This window comes from Pseudarthrobacter scleromae (assembly GCF_014644515.1).
Taxonomy (GTDB): domain Bacteria; phylum Actinomycetota; class Actinomycetes; order Actinomycetales; family Micrococcaceae; genus Arthrobacter; species Arthrobacter scleromae.
Map to the genome: position 1 here is coordinate 365,403 of NZ_BMKV01000003.1, position 20,301 is coordinate 385,703.

Below are 20,301 nucleotides of genomic sequence, written 5' to 3' on the forward strand. Positions count from 1 at the left end.
TCCCATGAGCCAGGAAACGGACACCACCACCCAGCCGCCCACCGAGGTGGGCGGCGCAGAGCACAGTACCCGCGGCGCCTATGTCACCGGTGGAGCGGAATTCAACCGTGATACCAATTACATCGAGGACCGCATCACCAAGGATGGTTCCCCGGGCAGCAATGGCGAGCCCGGCTGGCCCGTGGAGGCGGGCCGCTACCGGCTGATCGCAGCACGCGCCTGCCCCTGGGCCAACAGGACTGTCATCGTCCGGCGCCTGCTCGGCCTGGAGGACGCTATTTCCCTGGGACAGCCCGGCCCCACCCACGATGCGCGATCGTGGACCTTTGACCTCGATCCGGGAGGCGTGGACCCGGTCCTGGGTATCGGAAGACTCCAGGATGCCTACTTCAGGCGTTTCCCTGGCTACCCGCGGGGCATCACCGTCCCGGCAATCGTGGACGTGTCCAGGGGCGCCGTGGTAACCAACAATTTCCCGCAGATCACCCTGGACTTCGCCACCGAGTGGGCGGAGTTCCACCGCCCGGGGGCGCCGGACCTGTACCCGGAGACTCTGCGGGAGGAGATCGACCAGGTCAACAAGCACGTGTTCACCGAGGTCAACAACGGGGTATACCGCTGCGGCTTTGCAGGGTCCCAGGAAGCCTACGACGCCGCCTACGCCCGGCTGTGGTCCGCGCTTGACTGGCTGGAAGACCGGCTCTCGGGGCAGCGCTACCTGGTGGGCGACACCATCACCGAAGCGGACGTCCGGCTGTTCACCACGCTGGCCCGCTTCGACGCCGTTTACCACGGCCACTTCAAGTGCAACCGCCAGAAACTCAACGAAATGCCCGTCCTCTGGGGCTACGCCCGGGACCTCTTCCAGACCCCCGGCTTTGGGGACACCATCGACTTCGTGCAGATCAAGCAGCACTATTACATCGTCCATGAGGACATCAACCCCACCGGCATCGTTCCTGCGGGACCGGACCTGAGCGGCTGGCTGGAAGCCCATGGCCGGGAAGCACTTGGCGGCCGTCCCTTTGGAGACGGCACCCCGCCCGGACCTGTCAAAGAGGGCGAGGAAGTGGCGCCCGGCCATGGGGCTTCTCCGGGACAATAGACGGCACCGGGCGGTAAGCGCTTTCCGGCTAGAATTGCGCCATGCAGACATCACACGGCTTTCTGGCGCCCGGATACGGCGGCGTCCTGGAACTGTTCGACTCATTCCTTCGCGATGACCCGCAGTACAGCGCGCAACTGGCCGCGTATAAGGACGGCGTCCAGGTGGTGGGGCTGTCCGGCGGGCCGGACATGGCTCCGGACTCCGTGACAGGGGCGTATTCCTGTTCCAAGGGCGTGGCCGCCATGGTGATCGGACTGCTGGTGCAGGACGGACTGCTGAACCTGGACCAGACCGTGGCACACTACTGGCCGGAGTTTGGGGTGCATGGAAAAGACCGGCTCCTGGTCCGGCAGGCCTTGTCCCACCAGGCCGGGCTCATGGGCGTTGAAGGCGGCTTCCCCCTGGAAGAGTTCACCACCCCGGCCGCCGCTGCCCGGCTCGCCGCAGAGGCCCCGGCCTGGGAGCCCGGCAGGCAGTTCGGCTACCACGCGCTCACCATCGGGATCATCATGGAGGAACTGTGCCGCCGCACGGCCGGAGAAACGCTGCAGGAGGTGTATGGGCGGCGGATCCGGGGTCCGTTCAGCGTCGACTTTTTCCTCGGACTGCCGGAGGAACAGGAATCCCGCTACCGGAACGTCCTCTATTCGGCCGGCCCGGAGCAACCTTGGGTGGATCCACTCAGCCTTGAAGGCCTGAACAGCAACGCCGCCGTAAGCACCATCATGGAACTCCCCAACATCCGCTCCGTTCGGGCCGCAGGGATGTCGGCCGCCGGAGGGGTGGGAACCGCTGAAGGCCTGGCCCGCCTCTACGCCGCGGCCACCACGGGCACCAACGGAGGGACACCGTTCCTCAACGCTGCCACCGTTGACCTCATGTCCCGGGAACAAGTGTGGGGCCTTGACCGCTCCTCCGGCCTGGACAACGCGTTCGCCGTTGTCTTCATGAAACCGCACCCGTCGCGTAACTTCGGCAGCCACCGAGCGTTTGGGCATGAGGGCGCCAACGCCGCCCTCGGGTTTGCGGACCCGGTCTATGGGCTGGGGTTCGGCTACATCCCGCAGCGGCAGGAGGACGGCCGGACACCGGGCCGTGCACACCGACTGGCAGCTGAAGTACGCCGATCGGCGGCGGACCTGTCCTGAACCGTCCTGCTCCCGTGCCGGCGCGGACGCTTGACCAGCAGCTTTGTCCGCAACCGTGAATCGCCCGTAACGTTGTACGGATGACCAAGCCGAAAGTACGCCCGGATGCCCGCTGGGCCAAGGGGACCATTTTCCTCAAACAGGCGGTATCGGGGCTGTCTGCGGCCTTTGCAACACAGCGGCTCCAGCTGGCGGCAAAAGCGGCCGTTGCTGCCGGAGTGGCGTTCCTCATCGCTCCGCTGATGCCGGGGGTGGCTGCCCAGTATCCCTACTACGCACCGCTGGGCGCGCTGGTAGCTATGTACCACAATGTTGCCGGCTCCATACAGCAGGGACTGCAGGCCCTTGCCGGCCTTGCCATGGGCATTGGACTGGCGTTCGTGCTTGTTAATGTCACCGACCCGTCGCCCGTTGCCGTGGCCCTGATCATGGGGATCGGCGTGCTGTTGGGGGGCCTTCCCGGAATTGGCAAGGGCAGTGACTGGATCCCGACGGCGGCGCTGTTGGTCCTGCTGATCGGCGGCAGTAATCCGGACGATTTTTCCTTCGGATACCTCGTCCAGATGGGTGCCGGCGTCGCTGTGGGAATCGGCGTCAATTTCCTGATCTTCCCACCGCTGCACTTCAATGCCGCGGCAGCCAGCCTGGACGATTTGCGCATCGCCCTCGGGAAACAGCTCACTGACATGGGCAAGGCACTTCTGGAAGAGTGGCCGCCCAAGCACGAGGACTGGTCCCGCCGTTCGGACGAACTCTCGGCCGCTGCCCGCTCAGTCCGGCATCTCGTCAAGGAAGCGGACGCCAGCCGCAGGGCAAACCCGCGGCGCAAACTCCACCCCCGCGATGTTGACCTCGACTACCGCAACCTGCGCGAACTGGAGCGGGTGACCTTCCACATCCAGGACATTACGGACGTGCTGTCGGATGTCATTTACGAGAGTGACGTGCCGTACGGGGTGCCGCTGCAGGACAACGCCCCGCTGGCTGACGCCCTGAAGTCAGCGGGTGATCTTCTGCGCTCGTTCAGCGAGGATGACCCGGCCACGCAGGAGGAGAAGCTCAGGGCGGCCAGGTCGGCGGTGGAAGCCTGCCTCGCAGCCACCGCCGGGAGGCAGCCGGACCAGGGCATGGTTCCGGCGTCCGAATCGGTCCTCCTGAGCCTCCACCGGATCCTACGGGCTGTCCGGTCAGCTTCTTAGAGGGCGCTCACTGAACCGTGGAAATGGCGCCTCCCTGAGCGGGGATTCCACGCCACGAAGTCGGACCTGTCCCACGCTCCGGCAGGGCTATCTACTGTTGTGATCTCCAAGGCAACCCGGCAGGGAAGAAACACCGGGGCGTCGAAGTCCACGCCCCAGGCGAAGGAATCACCACGGGACGGGCCTACATCGGCGAGCGCCCTGGAGGCAAGGTACATGCCGTGCGCTATGGACCGGCGCATCCCCAATGCCTTGGCGGAGAGAACGCTCAAGTGAATCGGATTGAAGTCGCCGGAGACTGCCGCGTAGGCACGGCCGGTATCAACACCGAGTTGCCAGAGGGCCGTGGGATCAGGTGCCTTGAATTCCGCCCGGTCGGGAGCCGGGGACGGTTTGTCGATGCCCGGGAGGAAGACTCCCTTGGCAAGGTACGTGGAGATTCCCAGCCAGCAGACCTCGGCTGTTCCAGCCCGGCGGACCTCGGCAATAACGTCCACCTGTGTGCCCGACCGGTGCCCACGCAGGTTCTCCACCCTGGCGGTGATGTCCAGTGCGTCGGTGAAGAACACGGGAATCCGCTGCTCCACGCTGTTGCGAAGGTGGATCATACCGAGCAACGGCAAGGGAAAATCGTCCCTGTTCATCACACTCATGGCCAGGGGAAAAGCGAGGGCGTGGATGAACCCGGCCGGCAGCACGTCGCTGGCTGTTTCGCCGATCAGGTGCTGGTACGCGGTGAGGGTGGCAACGTCGACGGCGACGCCCCGCACTTCATGGCTTTCAGCCGGCAGTGCAGTGCCCTCGTGGGCGCCCAAGAGCCGGCGGCGTGCGGCCTGCGCTGCGGCGTTGACGTACAGTTTGGACAGCGACGGCATCTCCCCCAGAATGACCGGCTGGGCGGAGGTCATGCCCCCACCATGTTCTGCCCGCATACCCGCAGGACCTCCCCGTTGATACCCGCGGCGGCGTCGCTTGCCAGGAACGCGATGGTTTCTGCAACATCCGTTGGCGTGCCGCCCTGCTGCAGCGAATTCAGCCGCCGCCCGATCTCCCTGACGGCGAGGGGGATCCGTGCCGTCATCTCGGTTTCGATGAAGCCCGGGGCCACCGCGTTGATGCTGCCCCCGTGCGCTGCCAGGAGCGGAGCGCTGGCCCTGACCATTCCCATTACCCCTGCCTTGGACGCCGCGTAGTTGGTCTGCCCCCTGTTGCCGGCGATGCCGCTGGTGGAAGCAACAGACACAATACGCGGGGATTCCCGGAAGCGTTCAGACGCAAGCAGCGCTTCGTTGATCCGGAGCTGCGCGGTGATGTTGATGCTGATCACCGAGCTCCACTTCGAGTGGTCCATGTTGGCGAGGAGCTTATCCCGGGTGATGCCTGCATTGTGGACCATGATGTCCAGACGGCCGTGGCGTTGTGCCGCGTGCCCGATGATCCGCTGCCCGGCATCGTCCCTGCTGATGTCCAGCTGCAGGGCTGTCCCGCGGACCTCGTTCGCCACGGCTGCCAGCTGGTCACCGGCGGCCGGAACGTCGACAAGGATGAGCGTGGCGCCGTCACGGTGCAGGGTGCGGGCAATGGCTGCGCCGATGCCGCGGGCAGCTCCGGTCACTACGGCAATCTTGCCTGCCAGCGGCTGGTCAACGTCGCGGGCGGGCTCGCCGGAGGTGCTGGACACGGTGATGAATTGCCCGTCCACGAAGGCGGAACGGCCCGAGAGGAAGAACCGGAGGGCGGCCAGGGAACTTGCGCTTGTTGCCGGGACGCCTTCCCGGAGAACTATGCCGTTGCCAGTGGCGCCGCCGCGCAGTTCCTTGGCCAGCGAGCGCAGGAACCCGTCGATCCCCTGGCGGGCAGCCGCAGCGGACGGGGAATCTGCCTCTGACGCCGGCCGCGACACCGTGACCACCCGCCCGCCGGGGGCGAGGTCCCTCAGCGAGGCCGCTGCCGTGAGAATGGGCTTTTCGAGATCCCCGGGGCCGGCTACTTCGTCCAGCGCCAGGATGATGGCACCAAGTTTCTCGCGGGGTACCGCGTGCCGCCGGACATCGAGGTCCCAGGAGAGTAGTTCGGCAGCCAGGTTGTCCGCTTCGGCGGTGTTTCCCTGCACCAGGAGGGGGCCGGTGATCAAGGGCTGCCCGGGCTGGTATCTGCGGAGAGCCGCGGGCTGGGGCAGTCCGAGCTTTTTGGCCACGTTCCGGCCAACGCCGTGGTGTACCAGTTGTGCGTACTTGTCTGTCATCTGTGTCCCCTACAGCGATTCGAGAATGGCGACGACGCCCTGGCCGCCGGCGGCGCAGACCGAGACCAGGCCCCGTGAGGGCCGTCCGTCCGTCCTGCCTTTGGCGTGGAGCTGCTTGGCCAGGGACGCCACAATCCGGCCGCCGGTGGCGGCGAATGGATGGCCGGCGGCCAAGGACGAGCCGTTAACGTTCAGGCGCGAACGGTCAACGCTGCCAAAGGCGCCCTCCAGGCCGAGCCGTGTCCGGCCGAACTCTTCGTCCTCCCAGGCCGCCAGAGTGCTGAGGACCGTGGCGGCAAAGGCTTCGTGGATTTCGAAGAAGTCGATGTCCGCAAGCGTGAGGCCTTGCCGGGCCAGCAGCCTGGGCACGGCGAACACGGGAGCCATCAGCAGGCCATCCTTGCCATGGACAAAGTCGACGGCGGCGGCCTCGGCGTCCACCACGGCCGCGAGCTTGGGCAGGTCATGGGCGTCCGCCCAGGACTCGGAAGCCAGCAGGACCGTTGAGGCCCCGTCCGTCAGCGGCGTGGAGTTGCCGGCCGTCATGGTGGCGTCGGCACCGAGGTTCTTGCCGAAGACCGGCTTGAGGGTAGCGAGCTTTTCGAGCGACGTATCGGCGCGGAGGTTGCCGTCGCGCGCCAGGCCCCGGTACGGCGTGATGAGGTCATCGAAGAACCCGGCCTCGTAGGCGGCCGCGAGGTTCCGGTGGCTGTTGTAGGCCAGCTCGTCCTGGGCCTCGCGCGAAATCTTCCACTGTGCCGTGGTGAGGGCCTGGTGCTCCCCCATGGACAGGCCGGTGCGGGGCTCGGCCGTCCCGGGAGCCAACGGGGCCAAGTCCTTGGGCCGCAGCCGGCCGAGGATCTGCAGCCGCTGCGGCAGCGTCTTTGCCCGGCTGAGGTCCAGGATCACTTCGCGAAGGCCCTCGCTGACCACCACGGGAGCATCCGAAGCGGAATCCACGCCGCCGGCCACTGCTGAGTCGATCTGTCCCAGCTTGATCTTGTTCGCCAGGCCCACCACGGTCTCCAGGCCGGTGGCACAGGCCTGCTGCAGGTCGTAGGCCGGGGTCTCGGCGGAGAGCGCGGAGCCCAGCACGGCTTCACGGGTGAGATTGAAGTCCCTGGAGTGCTTGAGGACCGCACCGGCAGCCACTTCCCCGATGCGCTCGTCCTGCAGGCCGAACCTGGCGATGAGCCCGTCCAGTGCCGCGGTCAGCATGTCCAGGTTGGAGGACTTTGCGTAGGCGCTGCCGGCGCGGGCAAACGGGATCCGGTTTCCTCCGACGATCACTGCCCTGCGGAGGTCAGTGGTCTTCGCAGCCAGGCTGCGTGCTTCTTCGGGTCCAGCGGTGGACTGTCCGTCAATGGACATGGATATCTCCTCGGGTCACGTGCGGTTACCGATACCCAGCGTACCTGATACGCTGGGTATCGTGAACAACCACGACAACGGCCCAGCCGGGCCGCCTGCACCCGGCAGCCCGGACGGGCGCTCTTCGCGCTGGCAGAGCCACCGGGAGGAACGCCGCAGGGAGCTGATCAAGTCCGCACGGCGAGCAGTGCACGTGCTGGGCAGCGACGCCTCCATGGAAGAGATCGCTGCCGCCGCCGGCACCTCGAAGTCCGTGTTCTACCGCTATTTCGGTGACAAGGCCGGGCTTCAGCAGGCGGTGGGCGAAGTTGTCCTGAGCCAGATGCAGCGCCGGATCCAGGAAGCCGCCCAGAACGCGGACACTCCGCGCGAAGGACTCCTGGCCATGGTCTCCGCCTACCTCCAGATGGCGGACACCAGCCCTAACGTCTACACGTTCGTCACCCGGTACGGCAGCGGCGACCCGGAGGTATCCTCGGGCGCAGTGTCCGGGGCCCTCGGGCACTTCTTTGACGCCGTGGCCGACATGATCGCCACCCCCATGAGGTCGCACCTGGGCGACGGCAAGCAGGCGGTCATCGGCTACTGGCCCAAGGCGGCGATCGGACTGGTAAGGAACGCCGGGGAACAATGGCTCAGCACTCCGGACTCCCCTGCCAAGCCCGGCCAGGAGGCGATGGCACGGCAGATCACGGCTTGGCTGTGCGTGGGCATCGCCCCCGAACTCTCGCCGTCGGCACGTGGATGACCCCGCACTGCCCGCCGGACCAACAGCTCGACCCGCAGCCAACGCAACCAACCACCCGAAACCACGTAGCAATAAGCACTGTCAGCACCAACGAAGGACATTGACATGACTGAAGTAGTGGACCGTCCAGCCGGCAAGGGGCAGCGCCCCGCCGCCGCTAAACCGGCACCGGGCCCTTCCCGGGCCCAGCCCGCCGTCGACGTGGAAGCACTGGGCCGGCAACTGCTGGGCAAGTGGGCCGATGTCCGGCTCCAGGCCCGGGAGCTGGCCGCCCGCCCCGAACTCCACAAGATCGAGGGCCTGACGCACACCGAGCACCGAAAAAGGGTGTTCGGGCAGCTGCGGTACCTGGTGGAGAATGAAGCCGTCCACCGCGCATTCCCGGCAGCGCTGGGCGGTTCCGACGACCACGGCGGCAACATCGCCGGCTTCGAGGAGCTTGTGGTGGCCGATCCCTCGCTCCAGATCAAGGCCGGGGTGCAGTGGGGACTTTTCGGCTCTGCCGTGATGCACCTCGGCACTGCCGGACACCATGCCAGGTGGCTTCCGGGCATCATGAACCTGGACATTCCCGGCTGCTTCGCCATGACCGAGACGGGACACGGCTCGGACGTGGCCAGCATTGCGACAACCGCCACCTATGACCCGGCCACGGAGGAGTTCGTGGTGCACACCCCCTTCCGCGCCGCCTGGAAGGACTACATCGGCAATGCGGCCACCGACGGACTGGGCGCCGTGGTGTTCGCCCAGCTGGTCACCCGCGGAGTAAACCATGGCGTCCATGCCTTCTACGTGGACCTCAGGGATCCGGAGACCAAGGACTTCCTGCCGGGAATCGGGGGCGAGGACGACGGCATCAAGGGCGGGCTCAATGGCATCGACAACGGCCGGCTGCACTTCACCGACGTCCGGATCCCCCGGACAAACCTCCTCAACCGCTACGGTGACGTTGCTCCTGACGGAACCTATTCGTCGCCCATTGCCAGTCCCGGCCGCCGGTTCTTCACCATGCTCGGCACACTGGTCCAGGGACGGGTATCACTGGACGGCGCTGCGGTGGCGGCGTCCAAAGTGGCCCTGAAAGCGGCCATCGGCTACGCCACGGAACGCCGCCAGTTCAACGCCTCTTCTCATACAGACGAGGAAGTCCTCCTCGACTACCAGCGGCACCAGCGGCGCCTGTTCACGCGGCTCGCTACCACCTACGCCGCCGGATTCGCCCACGAACAACTGCTGGAGAAATTCGACGACGTCTTCTCCGGCGCCCACGACACGGACGAGGACCGCCAGGACCTGGAAACCCTGGCTGCCGCCCTGAAGGCCCTGAGCACCTGGCACGCGCTGGACACCCTGCAGGAATGCCGGGAAGCCTGCGGCGGCGCCGGCTTCCTGATCGAAAACCGCTTCGCCTCACTGCGGGCAGACCTGGACGTCTACGCCACGTTCGAAGGTGACAACACGGTGTTGCTGCAGCTGGTGGCAAAGCGTCTCCTGGCTGACTACGCCAAGGAGTTCCGGAACGTGGACTTCGGCGTCATGGCACGCTACGTGGTGGGCCAGGCCACCGGCGCCGCGATCCACCGGACCGGCCTGCGCCAGGTTGCCCAGTTCATGGCCGACACCGGTTCGGTGCAGCGGGCTGCCATCGCCCTCCGCGACGAGGCGGGCCAGCGCGCGCTGCTCACTGACCGGGTGCAGACCATGGTGGCGGAGGCGGCGGGCTCGCTCCGGGGCAGCAACAGGCTCTCGCAGGAGAAGGGCGCCGCGCTGTTCAACCGGCACCAGAACGAACTCATCGACGCCGCGCAGGCGCACGCCGAGCTCCTGCAGTGGGAGGCCTTCACGGACGCGCTCCGCGAGGTGGAAGATCCCGGGACCAGGATGGTCCTGACCTGGCTGCGGGACCTCTTCGGCCTGTCGCTGATCGAGAAGAACCTGTCCTGGTACCTCATGAACGGGCGCCTCTCCATGCAGCGGGGCCGCACAGTGGGCGAATACATCAACAGGCTGCTGGTGAAGATCCGGCCGCACGCCCTGGACCTCGTGGAAGCGTTCGGTTATGGTGAAGACCATGTGCGCGCCGCCGTGGCCACAGGCGCCGAGAAAGAACGGCAGGACGAGGCACGGGCCTACTTCCGCAGCCAGCGGGCGAGCGGCCAGGCCCCGGTGGACGAGAAGGTGCTGCTGGCCAGGACCGCCGCGGCCAAGCGGAACTGACCGTCCCCTGGCGCCATGAACGACGACGGCGCCGCTCCCCTTGCGAGGGAAGCGGCGCCGTCGTCGTCATGAGGCAGTCCTTCACATAGGTTCGCTAGCTCCGGGCCGGAAGCACGGAGCGGTACACCTCGAGCGTGGTTTCCGTAATGGATTCCCAGGAGAAGTGCTTCTCGGCACGCAGCCGGCCTGCCTGGCCCATGGCGCGGGCGCGCTCCGGGTCGGAGACCACCTCGGTAAGGGCTGCGGCGAATTCGGTCACGAATTTTTCGGGATCGAGGGGCGTTCCGGTGCCGTCGGTGACCTGCTCGAGGTCAACCAGGAGGCCTGTCTGGCCGTGCTCCACCACCTCCGGAATTCCGCCGGTGGCGCTGGCAACCACCGCTGCGCCGCACGCCATGGCCTCCAGGTTGACGATGCCCAGCGGCTCGTAGATGGAGGGGCAGGCGAAGGCAGTCGCGTGGCTGAGCACCTGGATGAGCTCGTGGCGCGGCAGCATCCGTTCAATAAGCACGACGCCGGTCCGCTGGCTTTGCAGTTCCTCTATGAGGCGTGCCGTTTCGGCAGCAAGTTCGGGAGTGTCCGCGGCGCCCAGGCACAGGACCAGTTGAACGTCAGCCGGCAGCTTGGCCGCTGCGCGGAGGAGGTAGGGCACGCCCTTCTGGCGTGTGTTCCTGCCCACAAAGACCACGCTGGGCTTGGCGGGATCGATGCCCAGGGCGCGGACGGCGTCGTCATTCTCGTCACGTTGCCACATCTCGACGTCGATGCCGTTGTGGACCACCCGGACCTTTTCGGGATCGACGTCCGGGTAGCTGCGCAGGATGTCCTGGCGCATGCCCTCCGAAACCGCGATGATGGCTGCGGCTGCCTCGTACGCGGTCTTCTCCACCCAGGACGAGAGCGCATACCCGCCACCGAGCTGCTCCGCCTTCCAGGGCCGCAGCGGCTCCAGGCTGTGGGCGCTCAGGACATGCGGGATACCGTGCAGCAGGGATGCCAGGTGCCCTGCCATGTTGGCGTACCAGGTGTGCGAATGGACCAGGTCCGCGCCTTCCACGTCCGGCACAATCCGCAGGTCCACCCCGAGGGTCTGGACCGCGGCGTTGGCTCCGCCAAGGTCCTCCGGCACCTGGTAGGACGTTACGGCGGCGCCATGATAGTCGGTATCGCGGGGAGCCCCAAAAGCACGAACCTGCAGGTCAACATGCTTACTAAGCACCCTGCTCAATTCGGCCACGTGGACTCCGGCGCCACCGTAGATCTCCGGCGGGAACTCTTTGGTCACAATGTCTATTCGCACAAGACCCAAGGTAGTCCTTCCCGCTTAACTGTTCTAGTGTGAAGGGGTCCGGGCGTACCGGACTGTCTTGGGGAGTTACGAAGGCGTACAGGAGCGACCATCATGCCGTTGAACAAAAAAGTCCTGGCCATTGTCCTCGCGGGTGGCGAGGGAAACAGACTGATGCCACTGACGGCAGACCGGGCCAAACCTGCTGTACCCTTCGCCGGGAGCTACCGCCTGATTGACTTTGCGCTCTCCAACCTGGTGAATTCGCGCTACCTGCAGATTGTTGTGCTGACGCAGTACAAATCGCACAGCCTTGACCGCCACATCTCGGAGACCTGGCGCATGTCCACCCAGCTGGGCAACTATGTCGCCTCGGTGCCGGCGCAGCAGCGTGTGGGCAAGAGCTGGTTCCTGGGCAGCGCCAACGCCATCTACCAGTCCCTGAACCTGATCCATGACGCCAACCCGGACATCGTGGTGGTGGTCGGTGCCGACCACGTCTACCGCATGGACTTCGCCCAGATGGTGGAGCAGCACGTCAACAGCGGCGCCAAGGCAACGGTCGCCGCTGTCCGGCAGCCGCTGCACATGGCGGACCAGTTCGGCGTCATCGAGGTGGACCAGGACAACCCGCAGAAGATTTCGGCGTTCGTGGAGAAGCCCTCCAGCACTCCGGGCCTCGCCGCCGATCCCTCGCAGTTCCTGGCCTCGATGGGCAACTACGTCTTTGACGCCGACGCTTTGGTGGCCGCGCTCCACGTGGACGCCGAGCGGCTGGACACCAAGCACGACATGGGCGGGGACATCATCCCCTACTTCGTCAACCAGGGCGAAGCCGATGTGTACGACTTCACCCTCAACGACATCCCCGGCTCCACCGAGCGTGACCGCACCTACTGGCGGGATGTGGGCACCATCGACTCTTTCTACGACGCCCACATGGACCTCATTTCCCCACTGCCGGTTTTCAACCTCTACAACTCCGAGTGGCCCATTTACACGAGGCAGAGCATCTCCCCGCCGGCAAAGTTCGTGCGCGGCCAGAACAACACGGTGGGCACCGCGCTGGACTCGATCGTTTCCAGCGGCGTGGTGATTTCCGGCGGCATCGTGGAGGGCTCTGTCCTTTCCAACGATGTCTACGTGGCCACCAGCAGCCGGGTTATCGACTCCGTCCTGATGGACAAGGTGCAGATCGGCGCGGGCGCCGTTATCAACCGGGCCATCATCGACAAGAACGTCAAGGTGCCCGCAGGGGCTGCGATCGGGCTGGACGCGGACCTGGACCGTGCCCGCGGCTTCAAGGTCACCGAGTCCGGCATTACGGTCCTGGCCAAGGGGCAGACCGTTCCCGAACCCTCTGACGAGGAGCGGCAGCTTGCTGCCCGGAACCTCCACCTTGTCCCGAATGCGGTCAAGGCGGCGGCAGGCCAGCACCCGGATCTGCAGGAATCCGTGGACAGGGTGGCCGAGACGCACGCCGCGGCTGCCGCCGACGCTTCACCGGGGGCCAGGATCTAGCCTTAGGTCCCCAGGGCCGGCCCGCCTCTACAGGTGCGGCCGGCAGTGTCCCAGGCTGTAAAATCGGTCCAATGAGCTCCCCCGATCTGACCCCTGAGGAAATCCAGGCCTGCCTCAAGGTCCTGAACACCATCCACGCCTACGACGAGGAGCACCCGGACTACATCTCCGTGCGGCGCGCCACCGGGAAGATGTTCAAGGCCGTCAAGAGGCACCGGCGGGTCACCAAGCGTGACCTGATTTCCGAGGCGGACCGGGCCGTGCTCGCCCAGACCGCCACCGCCGCTCCCGACCGGATCGACGACGAGACCCGCGGCAACAAGCTGGCCACCTCGGCCACGGGCGCAGTCGCGGGACACCTCATCCGGTCGCGCCCGTGCTACATCTGCAAGCAGCACTACACGCAGGTGGACGCTTTCTACCACCAGCTGTGCCCGGAGTGCGCCGCGTTCAGCCACAGCAAGCGGGACGCGCGGACCGACTTGACCGGCCGCCGCGCCCTGCTGACCGGCGGGCGGGCGAAAATCGGTATGTACATCGCACTTCGGCTGCTGCGCGACGGCGCCCACACCACCATCACCACCCGCTTCCCCAAGGATGCCGCCCGCCGGTTCGCCGCGATGGAGGACAGCGGCGAGTGGCTGCACCGACTCCGGATTGTTGGCATCGACCTGCGGGATCCCGCCCAGGTCATGGCCCTGACGGACTCGCTCTCCGAGGCCGGGCCGCTGGATATCATCATCAACAATGCGGCCCAGACGGTCCGCCGGTCCGGCAATGCCTACAAGCCGTTGGTGGACGCCGAGGACGAGCCCCTGCCGGCAGCCCTGGAGCAGGCCAACGGCGGCCCTGAACTGGTGACATTCGGCCACGCGCACGACAAGCACCCCCTGGCGCTGGCCAGCAGCGTCACCGAGCACCCTGTCCTGGCCGGAGACGCTATCACGTCCCTGGCGCTGTCCACCGGTTCCGCATCATTGGAGCGGATTGCCTCCGGAACGGCCATCGACGCCGGCGGCCTGGTTCCGGACCTGGCCACGATTAACAGCTGGACCCAGGTGGTGGACGAGGTTGACCCGCTGGAAATGCTGGAGGTGCAGCTCTGCAACGTGACGGCACCGTTCCTGCTGGTGAGCCGGCTGCGCGCCGCCATGAAGCGCTCCACTGCCCGGCGTAAGTACATCGTGAACGTCTCCGCGATGGAAGGCCAGTTCTCCCGCGCCTACAAGGGCCCCGGCCACCCGCACACCAATATGGCCAAAGCAGCGCTCAACATGATGACGCGCACCAGCGCCCAGGAGATGCTGGACAGCGACGGCATCCTGATGACCGCGGTGGACACGGGCTGGATTACCGATGAGCGTCCGCACTTCACCAAGGTCAGGCTCATGGAGGAAGGCTTCCATGCACCCCTGGACCTCGTGGACGGCGCCGCCCGCGTTTACGATCCCATCGTTATGGGCGAGAACGGCGAAGACCAGTACGGGGTGTTCCTCAAGGACTACAAACCCAGCCCCTGGTGAGGGTAAGCTCGCGGCATGAGCGGCGAACCGATATCTGAAGTACAGAATCTTGAACACCACGAGTGCTGGGCCATGCTCCGGAACGTGTCCGTCGGCAGGCTGGCCATCCTGGTCGCGGGGCGTCCGGATATTTTCCCCATCAATTACACGGTGGACGGCGGCACCCTGGTGTTCCGCACGAGCGAAGGAACCAAGCTCTCCGGAGCCTCGGAAGACGCTGCGGTGGCCGTGGAAGCCGACGGAGTGGATCCTGACACCGGACTGGCCTGGAGCGTGGTGGTGAAGGGGACGGCCGCCGTCGTCACCGGCACGGAGCAGGTCCTGGAGACCACGCAGCTCTTCCTCTTTCCGTGGCAGGCGGGTAAGAAGGACGTGTTCGTCCGCATCACCCCGGACACCATCACGGGCCGCCGCTTCAGGGTGACGGAACCCATGACCTGGTGGACCCAGCTCAGCGGCGCCATCAAGACTGCCCAGGAGTAGAACCGCCGCACTTCCCCGGCCGGCATCCCAACGGGGAAGCCAGCGGAAGGTACGCGGGGATGCCCTGAACGTGCGGCGCGTGAGTGTGGCGACGTAGGCTGGGGTGACGGCGGCAATTCTGAATGGGGACCAGAGATGAACCGACTCACTGCGGGCTCAACCGCAGCTCTCCTTGTGCTCTTCCTGGCCTCATGCTCTACTTCTGACGCCACGCCCCCGCCGGAAGACGGCGGAATTTATGAGTCGATAGACGACTTGCAGGAAGCTGTGGAATCCGCTGGCATGGTATGCCAGGAGCTGGTGCTGGACACCCCTCCTTCCAAATTCTCTGCCTCCTCCGCAAGCTGCAGCGAGTTCACCTACCTTGCGATCTACACCGACGACGTCCATCTGGAGGCGCAACTGGATTTCTGGAGGCCGGTTGGGCAGCGCGCGGTCAACGTCGGCAAGAACTGGACCGTGGTCAGCGAGGACCCGAAGCTCATCCAGAAGAACCTGGGCGGCTCGGTCCTCCATACAGGGTCCTAGCGCCTGTCCTATGGCAACAGCCCAGACGGAGTGCTGCGCGGTAGCGGCCCGGCCTCCGTCGCCACGAGGATCGTCACGCTGCCGAACCCGCTCAGGGTTGTGCCAAAGAACGTGACAGGGAACTTTTTGCGGACTCCCGGACACTATGAGGTATGGAACAACTTGGGGGAACAGATGCGGAACTGTGGGACAGGTGCATTCAGGGCGAGGCAGAAGCACTGGGCGGGCTGTTTGACCGTTATGCAGATGCCGTATTCCGGTACTGCCTGAGCCGGACCGGGTCCTGGCAGGATGCCGAAGACCTCGTCTCCATCACGTTCCTGGAGGCCTGGCGGCAGCGCAGCCGGCTGGTCCTGGAACGGGACTCGCTCCTTCCGTGGCTGCTCGGCGTAGCCACCAACTCAGCACGGAACCGTGCCCGCTCCGTGCGCCGGCACGAGCAGTTCCTGAGGAGGTTGCCGCACGCTGCTGTGGAGGCCGATCCTTCGTCTGCAATTGCGGCCCGCGTGGATGCGGAAAATCTGGTGAAGGACCTGCTTGAGGGCGCTACGGACCTTACCGGCGGCGAACGGGATGCGCTGCTGCTGTGTGCAGTTAACGGCTGCTCGTACGTGGAGGCAGCGGAGGCCCTCCACGTACGCGTTGGAACAATCCGATCCCGCGTGAACCGGGCGAAGAAGAAGTTGCGGGCCGCCGCTGCGGTCTCACCCTTGCTCCGGCGGGAGCAGAACAACCCTGTGGAATCGAGGCAGTCATGAAGTTTTCAGACATCCAGTATCCTGCGGAAACCCGCCAGGCTGCGCGGGACGCGGTGGTCCGTGAAGCCGCGGCCCAGCCCCGCCGCAGTCCGTCGTGGCGCAGGCCGATGGCGTTGTCCCTGGCCGGCCTTGCGTTGGCAGGCTCGACGGCGGCCGTAGCTTACGTGGCCTTCGCGCCGGTTGAGGACAAACGCGACATCCGGTGCTATTACCGCGCGGACCTGACCGCCACCTACCCTTCCCCCCATTCCCCCGGAGACAGGATGCAGCCCTATCTCCTTGCCGGGGCCATGGACGAGGGGTTCGACTACGACGCCGCAGCCCGGCAGGGTGACCCCCAGGCAGGAAAACAGCAGATTGCGGACCCTGTGGGCCTTTGCGCCTTCAATTGGGACCAGGGGCTGATGAACCCGGGGGGAATCACTGACGACCTTATTCCGCCGGGCTACAAGGAACCCGCCCCGGCTCCCGCCCCGACAGGCACCGTAACGGATGCCCACGGCAACCCCGCCACTGCTTTCCCCAACACCTTCGGTCCCGGGCACTTCGTCCCGGAACTGAGGGCCTGCGTCGTGGACAACACAGTCGCCGTGATACCGGGGCCCGCCGATGTCTGCTCCCGGCTGGGCATCCCCGTTCTGGAAAGTTAGGAACTCTCCAGAAGCCCTGAGCAAGCGCGCGGCTCCACAGGGCTGCCGGTCAGGCGAGCTGGGTGATCTCCACGCTGACGCTCAGCGCGGAACCGCCACCGCCGGACAGGATGCCCTTCAGCGGCGGCACGTCACGGTAGTCCCGCCCCCGGGCCACGGTGACGTGGAAGTCGCCGGCGGGCTTGTGGTTGGTGGGGTCCCAGCTGCGCCAGTCGCCGTCCCAGAACTCCAGCCAGGCATGCGACTGTCCCGCCACTGTCTCGCCGATGCCGGCACTGGACCGCGGGTGCAGGTAGCCGGACACGTACCGTGCCGGGATACCGCAGCTGCGCAGCGCACCGATCGCCAGGTGCGCCAGGTCCTGGCAGACACCCTGGCGCTGGCCCCATGCCTCCTCTGCGTTGGTGGTGACCGCGGTTGAACCGGACATGTAGGTCATCTCGCCGCGCATCCACTCAAACACGGCCATGGCGGCCTCGTGCGGGTTCTTCCCGGCCACCACACCGGGAATGATGCCCAGCACTTCGTCCCCCGGGCCGCTGAGCCTGGACTGCGGCAGCCAGTCGCTGAACGTGTTGAGGGTTTCCGGCGAGGCCAGGACGTCCCAGCCGGCAATGTCCGCCTCGGCCGGGATCTTCTCGGCGCGGTGGACTTCCACCGTGATGTTGGAAACCACCTCGAGGTGGTCGTGCGGCATCTGCATGTCGAACGCCGTGACCCGGGTGCCCCAGTAGTCTCGGTAGGTGCTGACGGCGGCCTGCGACGGCGAAACCTTGACCACCGATTCCAGCACCACCTGCTGGGAATCGGTGAGCGGGGTCATCCGGGCCTCGTTGTAGGACAGGGTGACCCGCTTGTTGTACTTGTAGGCCGTCTTGTGGACGATGCTCAGCCGGGTCATGAAACTTCTCCCACCCAGGCCAGTTCATCCGCCTGATTGAAGTACTTACGGGAAATGGCGTCCGACGCCTGCGCCACGGCTTTCTGCACGCGCTCCATGTGCTCCGGGAGCTCGGACATCAGGTCATCCGTCCGGTGGAACTCAAGGAAGGTCCGCGCCTGGCCCACGATCCGCCGTGCGTCGTTGATGAAGCCGACCCGCTGGGCGGAGGGATCCAGCTTGGCGAGGCACTCGTCTGCGTCCCTCAGGGCATAGACGATTGACCTTGGGAAGAGCCGGTCCAGCAGCAGGAACTCGGCGGCGTGCTGGTCGCCGAAGGCGGCACGGCGGGTACGCAGGAAGGACTCGTACGCCCCGGCGCAGCGGAGCATGTTGACCCAGGACATCCCGGCGGACAGCACGTCCCGGGTGGAGAGCATGCGGGCGGTCATGTCCGCGCGTTCCAGGGAGCGGCCCAGCACCAGGAAAAGCCAGCTTTCGTCATGGCTGACGGTGGTGTCCGCCAGGCCGCTGACCATTGCGGTCCGTTCCAGCGTCCAGTTGCAGAACCGGTAGGTCCCCACCACGTCCTTGCGGTGCTGGCTCAGCCCGTAGTAGGTGGTGTTCAGGCTCTCCCACAGGCCCGAGGAGACAGTTTCCCGGGCGCGACGGGCATTCTCCCGCGCGGCCCCCAGGGACCCTGCGATGGAGGTGGCGCTGGTCTTGTCATAGGCCAGGGCGTGGAGAAGCTCGGGCAGGCCGAAGTCCTCGCTCTGCGGGCGTGCGCCCATGACGGCCAGGAGTTCCTGGGCCACGCTTTTGCGCTCGTCCATGGGCAGGTGGTTGAGCCGTTCGAGGTGGACGTCGAGGATGCGGGCTGTGCCGTCCGCCCGTTCCACATAACGGCCGATCCAGAATAGGGACTCGGCAATACGGCTAAGCATTCGCGGCTACCTCCTGCGTGCCCGAAACTGGAAAAGGAAACTGCCAGGTCACGGCCCGGCTCACTGCTGCTGCTCCGACTGGCGGTCCCGCCAGTTGCTCTCCACCGGCCATACCGAGACGCGTTCCCGGACGGAAATGGAGGGCCGGGGCACGGTTTCCACCGGTACCTGGGGCGAATCCGCCAGGACCCAGGTGTCCTTCGATCCGCCGCCCTGGCTGGAATTCACGATCAGCGACCCCTCCTTGAGCGCCACGCGCGTCAGCCCGCCCGGGAGCACCCAGACGTTGTCGCCGTCGTTCACTGCGAAGGGCCGCAGGTCAACGTGTCGGGGGCCGAACTTGTCCCCGCTCAGCGTGGGGACCGTGGAGAGTTGCAGCACCGGCTGGGCAATCCAGCCCCGGGGATCGGCGATGACCCGCTGGCGGAGGGCATCGAGTTCGTCCCTGGACGCGTCCGGTCCGATGACCAGACCCTTGCCGCCGGAGCCGTCCACCGGCTTGACCACCAGTTCGGCCAGGTTGTCAAGGGTGTATTCGCGGGCTTCCTTCTCCTCCAGGCGGTATGTGTCCACGTTGGCGATGATGGGTTCCTCGCTGAGGTAGTAGCGGATGAGGTCAGGGACGTAACTGTAGACCAGTTTGTCGTCCGCGACGCCGTTGCCCACGGCGTTGGCGATGGTCACGCCGCCTGCCCGGGCGGCGTTGACGAGGCCCGGGCAACCGAGCATGGAATCCGAGCGGAACTGCAGCGGGTCCAGGAAATCGTCGTCGATCCGCTTGTAGATGACGTCCACACGCTGTTCGCCGGCCGTGGTGCGCATGTAGACGCGGTTTCCGCGGCAGATGAGGTCGCGGCCTTCCACGAGTTCCACGCCCATGAGGCCCGCGAGGAGGGTGTGCTCGAAGTAGGCGCTGTTGAACACACCGGGGGTGAGGACCACCACGGTGGGATCGTCGACGCCGGAGGGTGCGGTCTTGCGCAGGGCGGAGAGCAGGCGGCGGGGGTATTCCTCGACCGGCCGGATGAGCTGCTGGCCGAACGCCTCAGGCAGGCCCTTGGCCATGGCCCGGCGGTTCTCCAGGACGTAGCTCACGCCGGAGGGAACCCGGACATTGTCTTCAAGCACGCGGAAGGTCCCGGCGGCGTCGCGGACAACGTCGATGCCGGAAATGTGGACACGGACGCCGCCTGCCGGTTCAAACCCGTGGACCTGCCGGTGGAAGTGCGCGCTGGTGGTGACCAGCTGCCGGGGGATCACGCCGTCGGCCACGACAGTCATTTTGTCGTACACGTCGTTGAGGAAGGCCTCCAGCGCGCGGACACGCTGGGCCACGCCGCGCTCCAGCACGTCCCACTCCCCCGCCGGAATGACCCGGGGAACGATGTCCAAGGGGAAGGGGCGCTCCTCCCCGGCAAAGTCGAAGGTCACACCGCGGTCCAGGAAGGTACGCGCCATGGAATCTGCGCGGGCGCTCACATCGGCAAGGGAGAGCTTGCGGAGGGCGTCCGCCACCTGCCCGTACGAGTCCCGGGCCTGTTGCCCGGGAGCGAACATCTCGTCGTAGGCTCCGGACCGGCCGGCGGCCACGGAGTAATCCTGGAATAGGTCTGACATGTCCAATAGCCAACCATCTTTTTGTTTCGAATTCATTACTGCCATCCATTCTGGCGTGTTGGCGCCGGTGCCC

18 protein-coding genes are annotated in these 20,301 nt (G+C 66.1%); 11 read left to right on the forward strand and 7 right to left on the reverse strand.

What is annotated here, in order from left to right:
* The first annotated feature begins 4 nt into the window (after positions 1 to 4).
* The 3 genes from IEX33_RS09815 to IEX33_RS09825 all read left to right on the forward strand — a co-directional run bounded on the left by IEX33_RS09815 (position 5) and on the right by IEX33_RS09825 (position 3,455).
* On the forward strand, positions 5 to 1,105 hold the full coding sequence (locus tag IEX33_RS09815; protein WP_188729718.1) for a glutathione S-transferase family protein: 1,101 nt from the start codon (positions 5 to 7) through the stop codon (positions 1,103 to 1,105).
* Between the two features lie 41 nt (positions 1,106 to 1,146).
* Positions 1,147 to 2,256, forward strand: coding sequence for a serine hydrolase domain-containing protein (locus IEX33_RS09820; protein ID WP_188729720.1), 1,110 nt, complete (start codon positions 1,147 to 1,149; stop codon positions 2,254 to 2,256).
* An 80-nt stretch (positions 2,257 to 2,336) separates the two neighbouring features.
* Positions 2,337 to 3,455 (forward strand): FUSC family protein, encoded by a 1,119-nt coding sequence (locus tag IEX33_RS09825; RefSeq protein WP_188729722.1) that lies wholly within the window; start codon positions 2,337 to 2,339, stop codon positions 3,453 to 3,455.
* Here IEX33_RS09825 and IEX33_RS09830 read toward each other — a convergent pair.
* Genes IEX33_RS09830 through IEX33_RS09840 form a run of 3 tightly spaced genes read right to left on the reverse strand, consistent with a single transcriptional unit; the run spans position 3,452 to position 7,071 of the window.
* Positions 3,452 to 4,363 carry a MaoC/PaaZ C-terminal domain-containing protein gene (locus tag IEX33_RS09830; protein WP_188729725.1) on the reverse strand — a complete coding sequence of 304 codons (912 nt, stop codon included), beginning with the start codon at positions 4,361 to 4,363 and terminating at the stop codon, positions 3,452 to 3,454. The genes IEX33_RS09825 and IEX33_RS09830 overlap by 4 nt on opposite strands.
* Entirely contained in the window at positions 4,360 to 5,700 is a 1,341-nt protein-coding gene (locus tag IEX33_RS09835; protein ID WP_188729727.1) for a 3-oxoacyl-ACP reductase, read from the reverse strand. The genes IEX33_RS09830 and IEX33_RS09835 overlap by 4 nt, the downstream gene beginning before the upstream one ends.
* Positions 5,701 to 5,709: 9 nt before the next feature.
* Positions 5,710 to 7,071 carry an acetyl-CoA C-acetyltransferase gene (locus tag IEX33_RS09840; protein ID WP_188729729.1) on the reverse strand — a complete coding sequence of 454 codons (1,362 nt, stop codon included), beginning with the start codon at positions 7,069 to 7,071 and terminating at the stop codon, positions 5,710 to 5,712.
* A gap of 163 nt (positions 7,072 to 7,234) precedes the next feature.
* Between IEX33_RS09840 and IEX33_RS09845 the strand changes: the two genes are divergently transcribed.
* A complete protein-coding gene (locus tag IEX33_RS09845) occupies positions 7,235 to 7,819 on the forward strand; it encodes a TetR/AcrR family transcriptional regulator (protein ID WP_377089472.1) in 585 nt (194 codons plus the stop codon).
* A gap of 105 nt (positions 7,820 to 7,924) precedes the next feature.
* On the forward strand, positions 7,925 to 10,036 hold the full coding sequence (locus tag IEX33_RS09850; RefSeq protein ID WP_188729731.1) for an acyl-CoA dehydrogenase family protein: 2,112 nt from the start codon (positions 7,925 to 7,927) through the stop codon (positions 10,034 to 10,036).
* A 94-nt stretch (positions 10,037 to 10,130) separates the two neighbouring features.
* Here IEX33_RS09850 and glgA read toward each other — a convergent pair whose 3' ends face one another.
* On the reverse strand, positions 10,131 to 11,336 hold the full coding sequence (gene glgA / locus IEX33_RS09855; protein ID WP_104187191.1) for a glycogen synthase: 1,206 nt from the start codon (positions 11,334 to 11,336) through the stop codon (positions 10,131 to 10,133).
* 102 nt (positions 11,337 to 11,438) lie between these two features.
* On the opposite strand from glgA, the gene glgC reads away from it, so the two are divergent.
* The 6 genes from glgC to IEX33_RS09885 all read left to right on the forward strand — a co-directional run bounded on the left by glgC (position 11,439) and on the right by IEX33_RS09885 (position 16,787).
* Positions 11,439 to 12,845 carry a glucose-1-phosphate adenylyltransferase gene (glgC, locus tag IEX33_RS09860; RefSeq protein WP_188729733.1) on the forward strand — a complete coding sequence of 469 codons (1,407 nt, stop codon included), beginning with the start codon at positions 11,439 to 11,441 and terminating at the stop codon, positions 12,843 to 12,845.
* Positions 12,846 to 12,916: 71 nt separating this feature from the next.
* Positions 12,917 to 14,368: an SDR family NAD(P)-dependent oxidoreductase gene (locus IEX33_RS09865; RefSeq protein ID WP_188729734.1), complete on the forward strand. Its 1,452-nt coding sequence runs from the start codon at positions 12,917 to 12,919 to the stop codon at positions 14,366 to 14,368.
* Positions 14,369 to 14,383: 15 nt separating this feature from the next.
* A complete protein-coding gene (locus IEX33_RS09870; protein ID WP_188729736.1) occupies positions 14,384 to 14,851 on the forward strand; it encodes a pyridoxamine 5'-phosphate oxidase family protein in 468 nt (155 codons plus the stop codon).
* Between the two features lie 267 nt (positions 14,852 to 15,118).
* On the forward strand, positions 15,119 to 15,379 hold the full coding sequence (locus tag IEX33_RS09875) for a hypothetical protein (protein WP_229675314.1): 261 nt from the start codon (positions 15,119 to 15,121) through the stop codon (positions 15,377 to 15,379).
* 152 nt (positions 15,380 to 15,531) lie between these two features.
* Positions 15,532 to 16,137, forward strand: coding sequence for an RNA polymerase sigma factor (locus tag IEX33_RS09880; RefSeq protein ID WP_188729740.1), 606 nt, complete (start codon positions 15,532 to 15,534; stop codon positions 16,135 to 16,137).
* Positions 16,134 to 16,787 (forward strand): hypothetical protein, encoded by a 654-nt coding sequence (locus tag IEX33_RS09885; RefSeq protein WP_188729743.1) that lies wholly within the window; start codon positions 16,134 to 16,136, stop codon positions 16,785 to 16,787. Before IEX33_RS09880 ends, IEX33_RS09885 begins: the two co-directional genes overlap by 4 nt.
* 49 nt (positions 16,788 to 16,836) lie before the next feature.
* Here IEX33_RS09885 and IEX33_RS09890 read toward each other — a convergent pair whose 3' ends face one another.
* Genes IEX33_RS09890 through IEX33_RS09900 form a run of 3 tightly spaced genes read right to left on the reverse strand, consistent with a single transcriptional unit; the run spans position 16,837 to position 20,228 of the window.
* Entirely contained in the window at positions 16,837 to 17,688 is an 852-nt protein-coding gene (locus IEX33_RS09890; RefSeq protein WP_174174509.1) for a transglutaminase family protein, read from the reverse strand.
* Positions 17,685 to 18,611, reverse strand: a complete 927-nt coding sequence (locus IEX33_RS09895) for an alpha-E domain-containing protein (RefSeq protein ID WP_066275749.1) — start codon at positions 18,609 to 18,611, stop codon at positions 17,685 to 17,687. Before IEX33_RS09895 ends, IEX33_RS09890 begins: the two co-directional genes overlap by 4 nt.
* A 60-nt stretch (positions 18,612 to 18,671) precedes the next feature.
* Positions 18,672 to 20,228 carry a circularly permuted type 2 ATP-grasp protein gene (locus IEX33_RS09900; RefSeq protein ID WP_066275748.1) on the reverse strand — a complete coding sequence of 519 codons (1,557 nt, stop codon included), beginning with the start codon at positions 20,226 to 20,228 and terminating at the stop codon, positions 18,672 to 18,674.
* Positions 20,229 to 20,301: the final 73 nt, after the last annotated feature.

Excerpts from the sequence above, each read along its gene's own strand:
- IEX33_RS09815 (WP_188729718.1), top strand. The coding sequence starts at position 5 with ATGAGCCAGGAAACGGACACCACCACCCAGCCGCCCACCGAGGTGGGC.
- IEX33_RS09820 (WP_188729720.1), top strand. The coding sequence starts at position 1,147 with ATGCAGACATCACACGGCTTTCTGGCGCCCGGATACGGCGGCGTCCTG.
- IEX33_RS09825 (WP_188729722.1), top strand. The coding sequence starts at position 2,337 with ATGACCAAGCCGAAAGTACGCCCGGATGCCCGCTGGGCCAAGGGGACC.
- IEX33_RS09830 (WP_188729725.1), bottom strand. The coding sequence starts at position 4,363 with ATGACCTCCGCCCAGCCGGTCATTCTGGGGGAGATGCCGTCGCTGTCC.
- IEX33_RS09835 (WP_188729727.1), bottom strand. The coding sequence starts at position 5,700 with ATGACAGACAAGTACGCACAACTGGTACACCACGGCGTTGGCCGGAAC.
- IEX33_RS09840 (WP_188729729.1), bottom strand. The coding sequence starts at position 7,071 with ATGTCCATTGACGGACAGTCCACCGCTGGACCCGAAGAAGCACGCAGC.
- IEX33_RS09850 (WP_188729731.1), top strand. The coding sequence starts at position 7,925 with ATGACTGAAGTAGTGGACCGTCCAGCCGGCAAGGGGCAGCGCCCCGCC.
- glgC (WP_188729733.1), top strand. The coding sequence starts at position 11,439 with ATGCCGTTGAACAAAAAAGTCCTGGCCATTGTCCTCGCGGGTGGCGAG.
- IEX33_RS09865 (WP_188729734.1), top strand. The coding sequence starts at position 12,917 with ATGAGCTCCCCCGATCTGACCCCTGAGGAAATCCAGGCCTGCCTCAAG.
- IEX33_RS09870 (WP_188729736.1), top strand. The coding sequence starts at position 14,384 with ATGAGCGGCGAACCGATATCTGAAGTACAGAATCTTGAACACCACGAG.
- IEX33_RS09880 (WP_188729740.1), top strand. The coding sequence starts at position 15,532 with ATGGAACAACTTGGGGGAACAGATGCGGAACTGTGGGACAGGTGCATT.
- IEX33_RS09885 (WP_188729743.1), top strand. The coding sequence starts at position 16,134 with ATGAAGTTTTCAGACATCCAGTATCCTGCGGAAACCCGCCAGGCTGCG.
- IEX33_RS09890 (WP_174174509.1), bottom strand. The coding sequence starts at position 17,688 with ATGACCCGGCTGAGCATCGTCCACAAGACGGCCTACAAGTACAACAAG.
- IEX33_RS09895 (WP_066275749.1), bottom strand. The coding sequence starts at position 18,611 with ATGCTTAGCCGTATTGCCGAGTCCCTATTCTGGATCGGCCGTTATGTG.
- IEX33_RS09900 (WP_066275748.1), bottom strand. The coding sequence starts at position 20,228 with ATGTCAGACCTATTCCAGGATTACTCCGTGGCCGCCGGCCGGTCCGGA.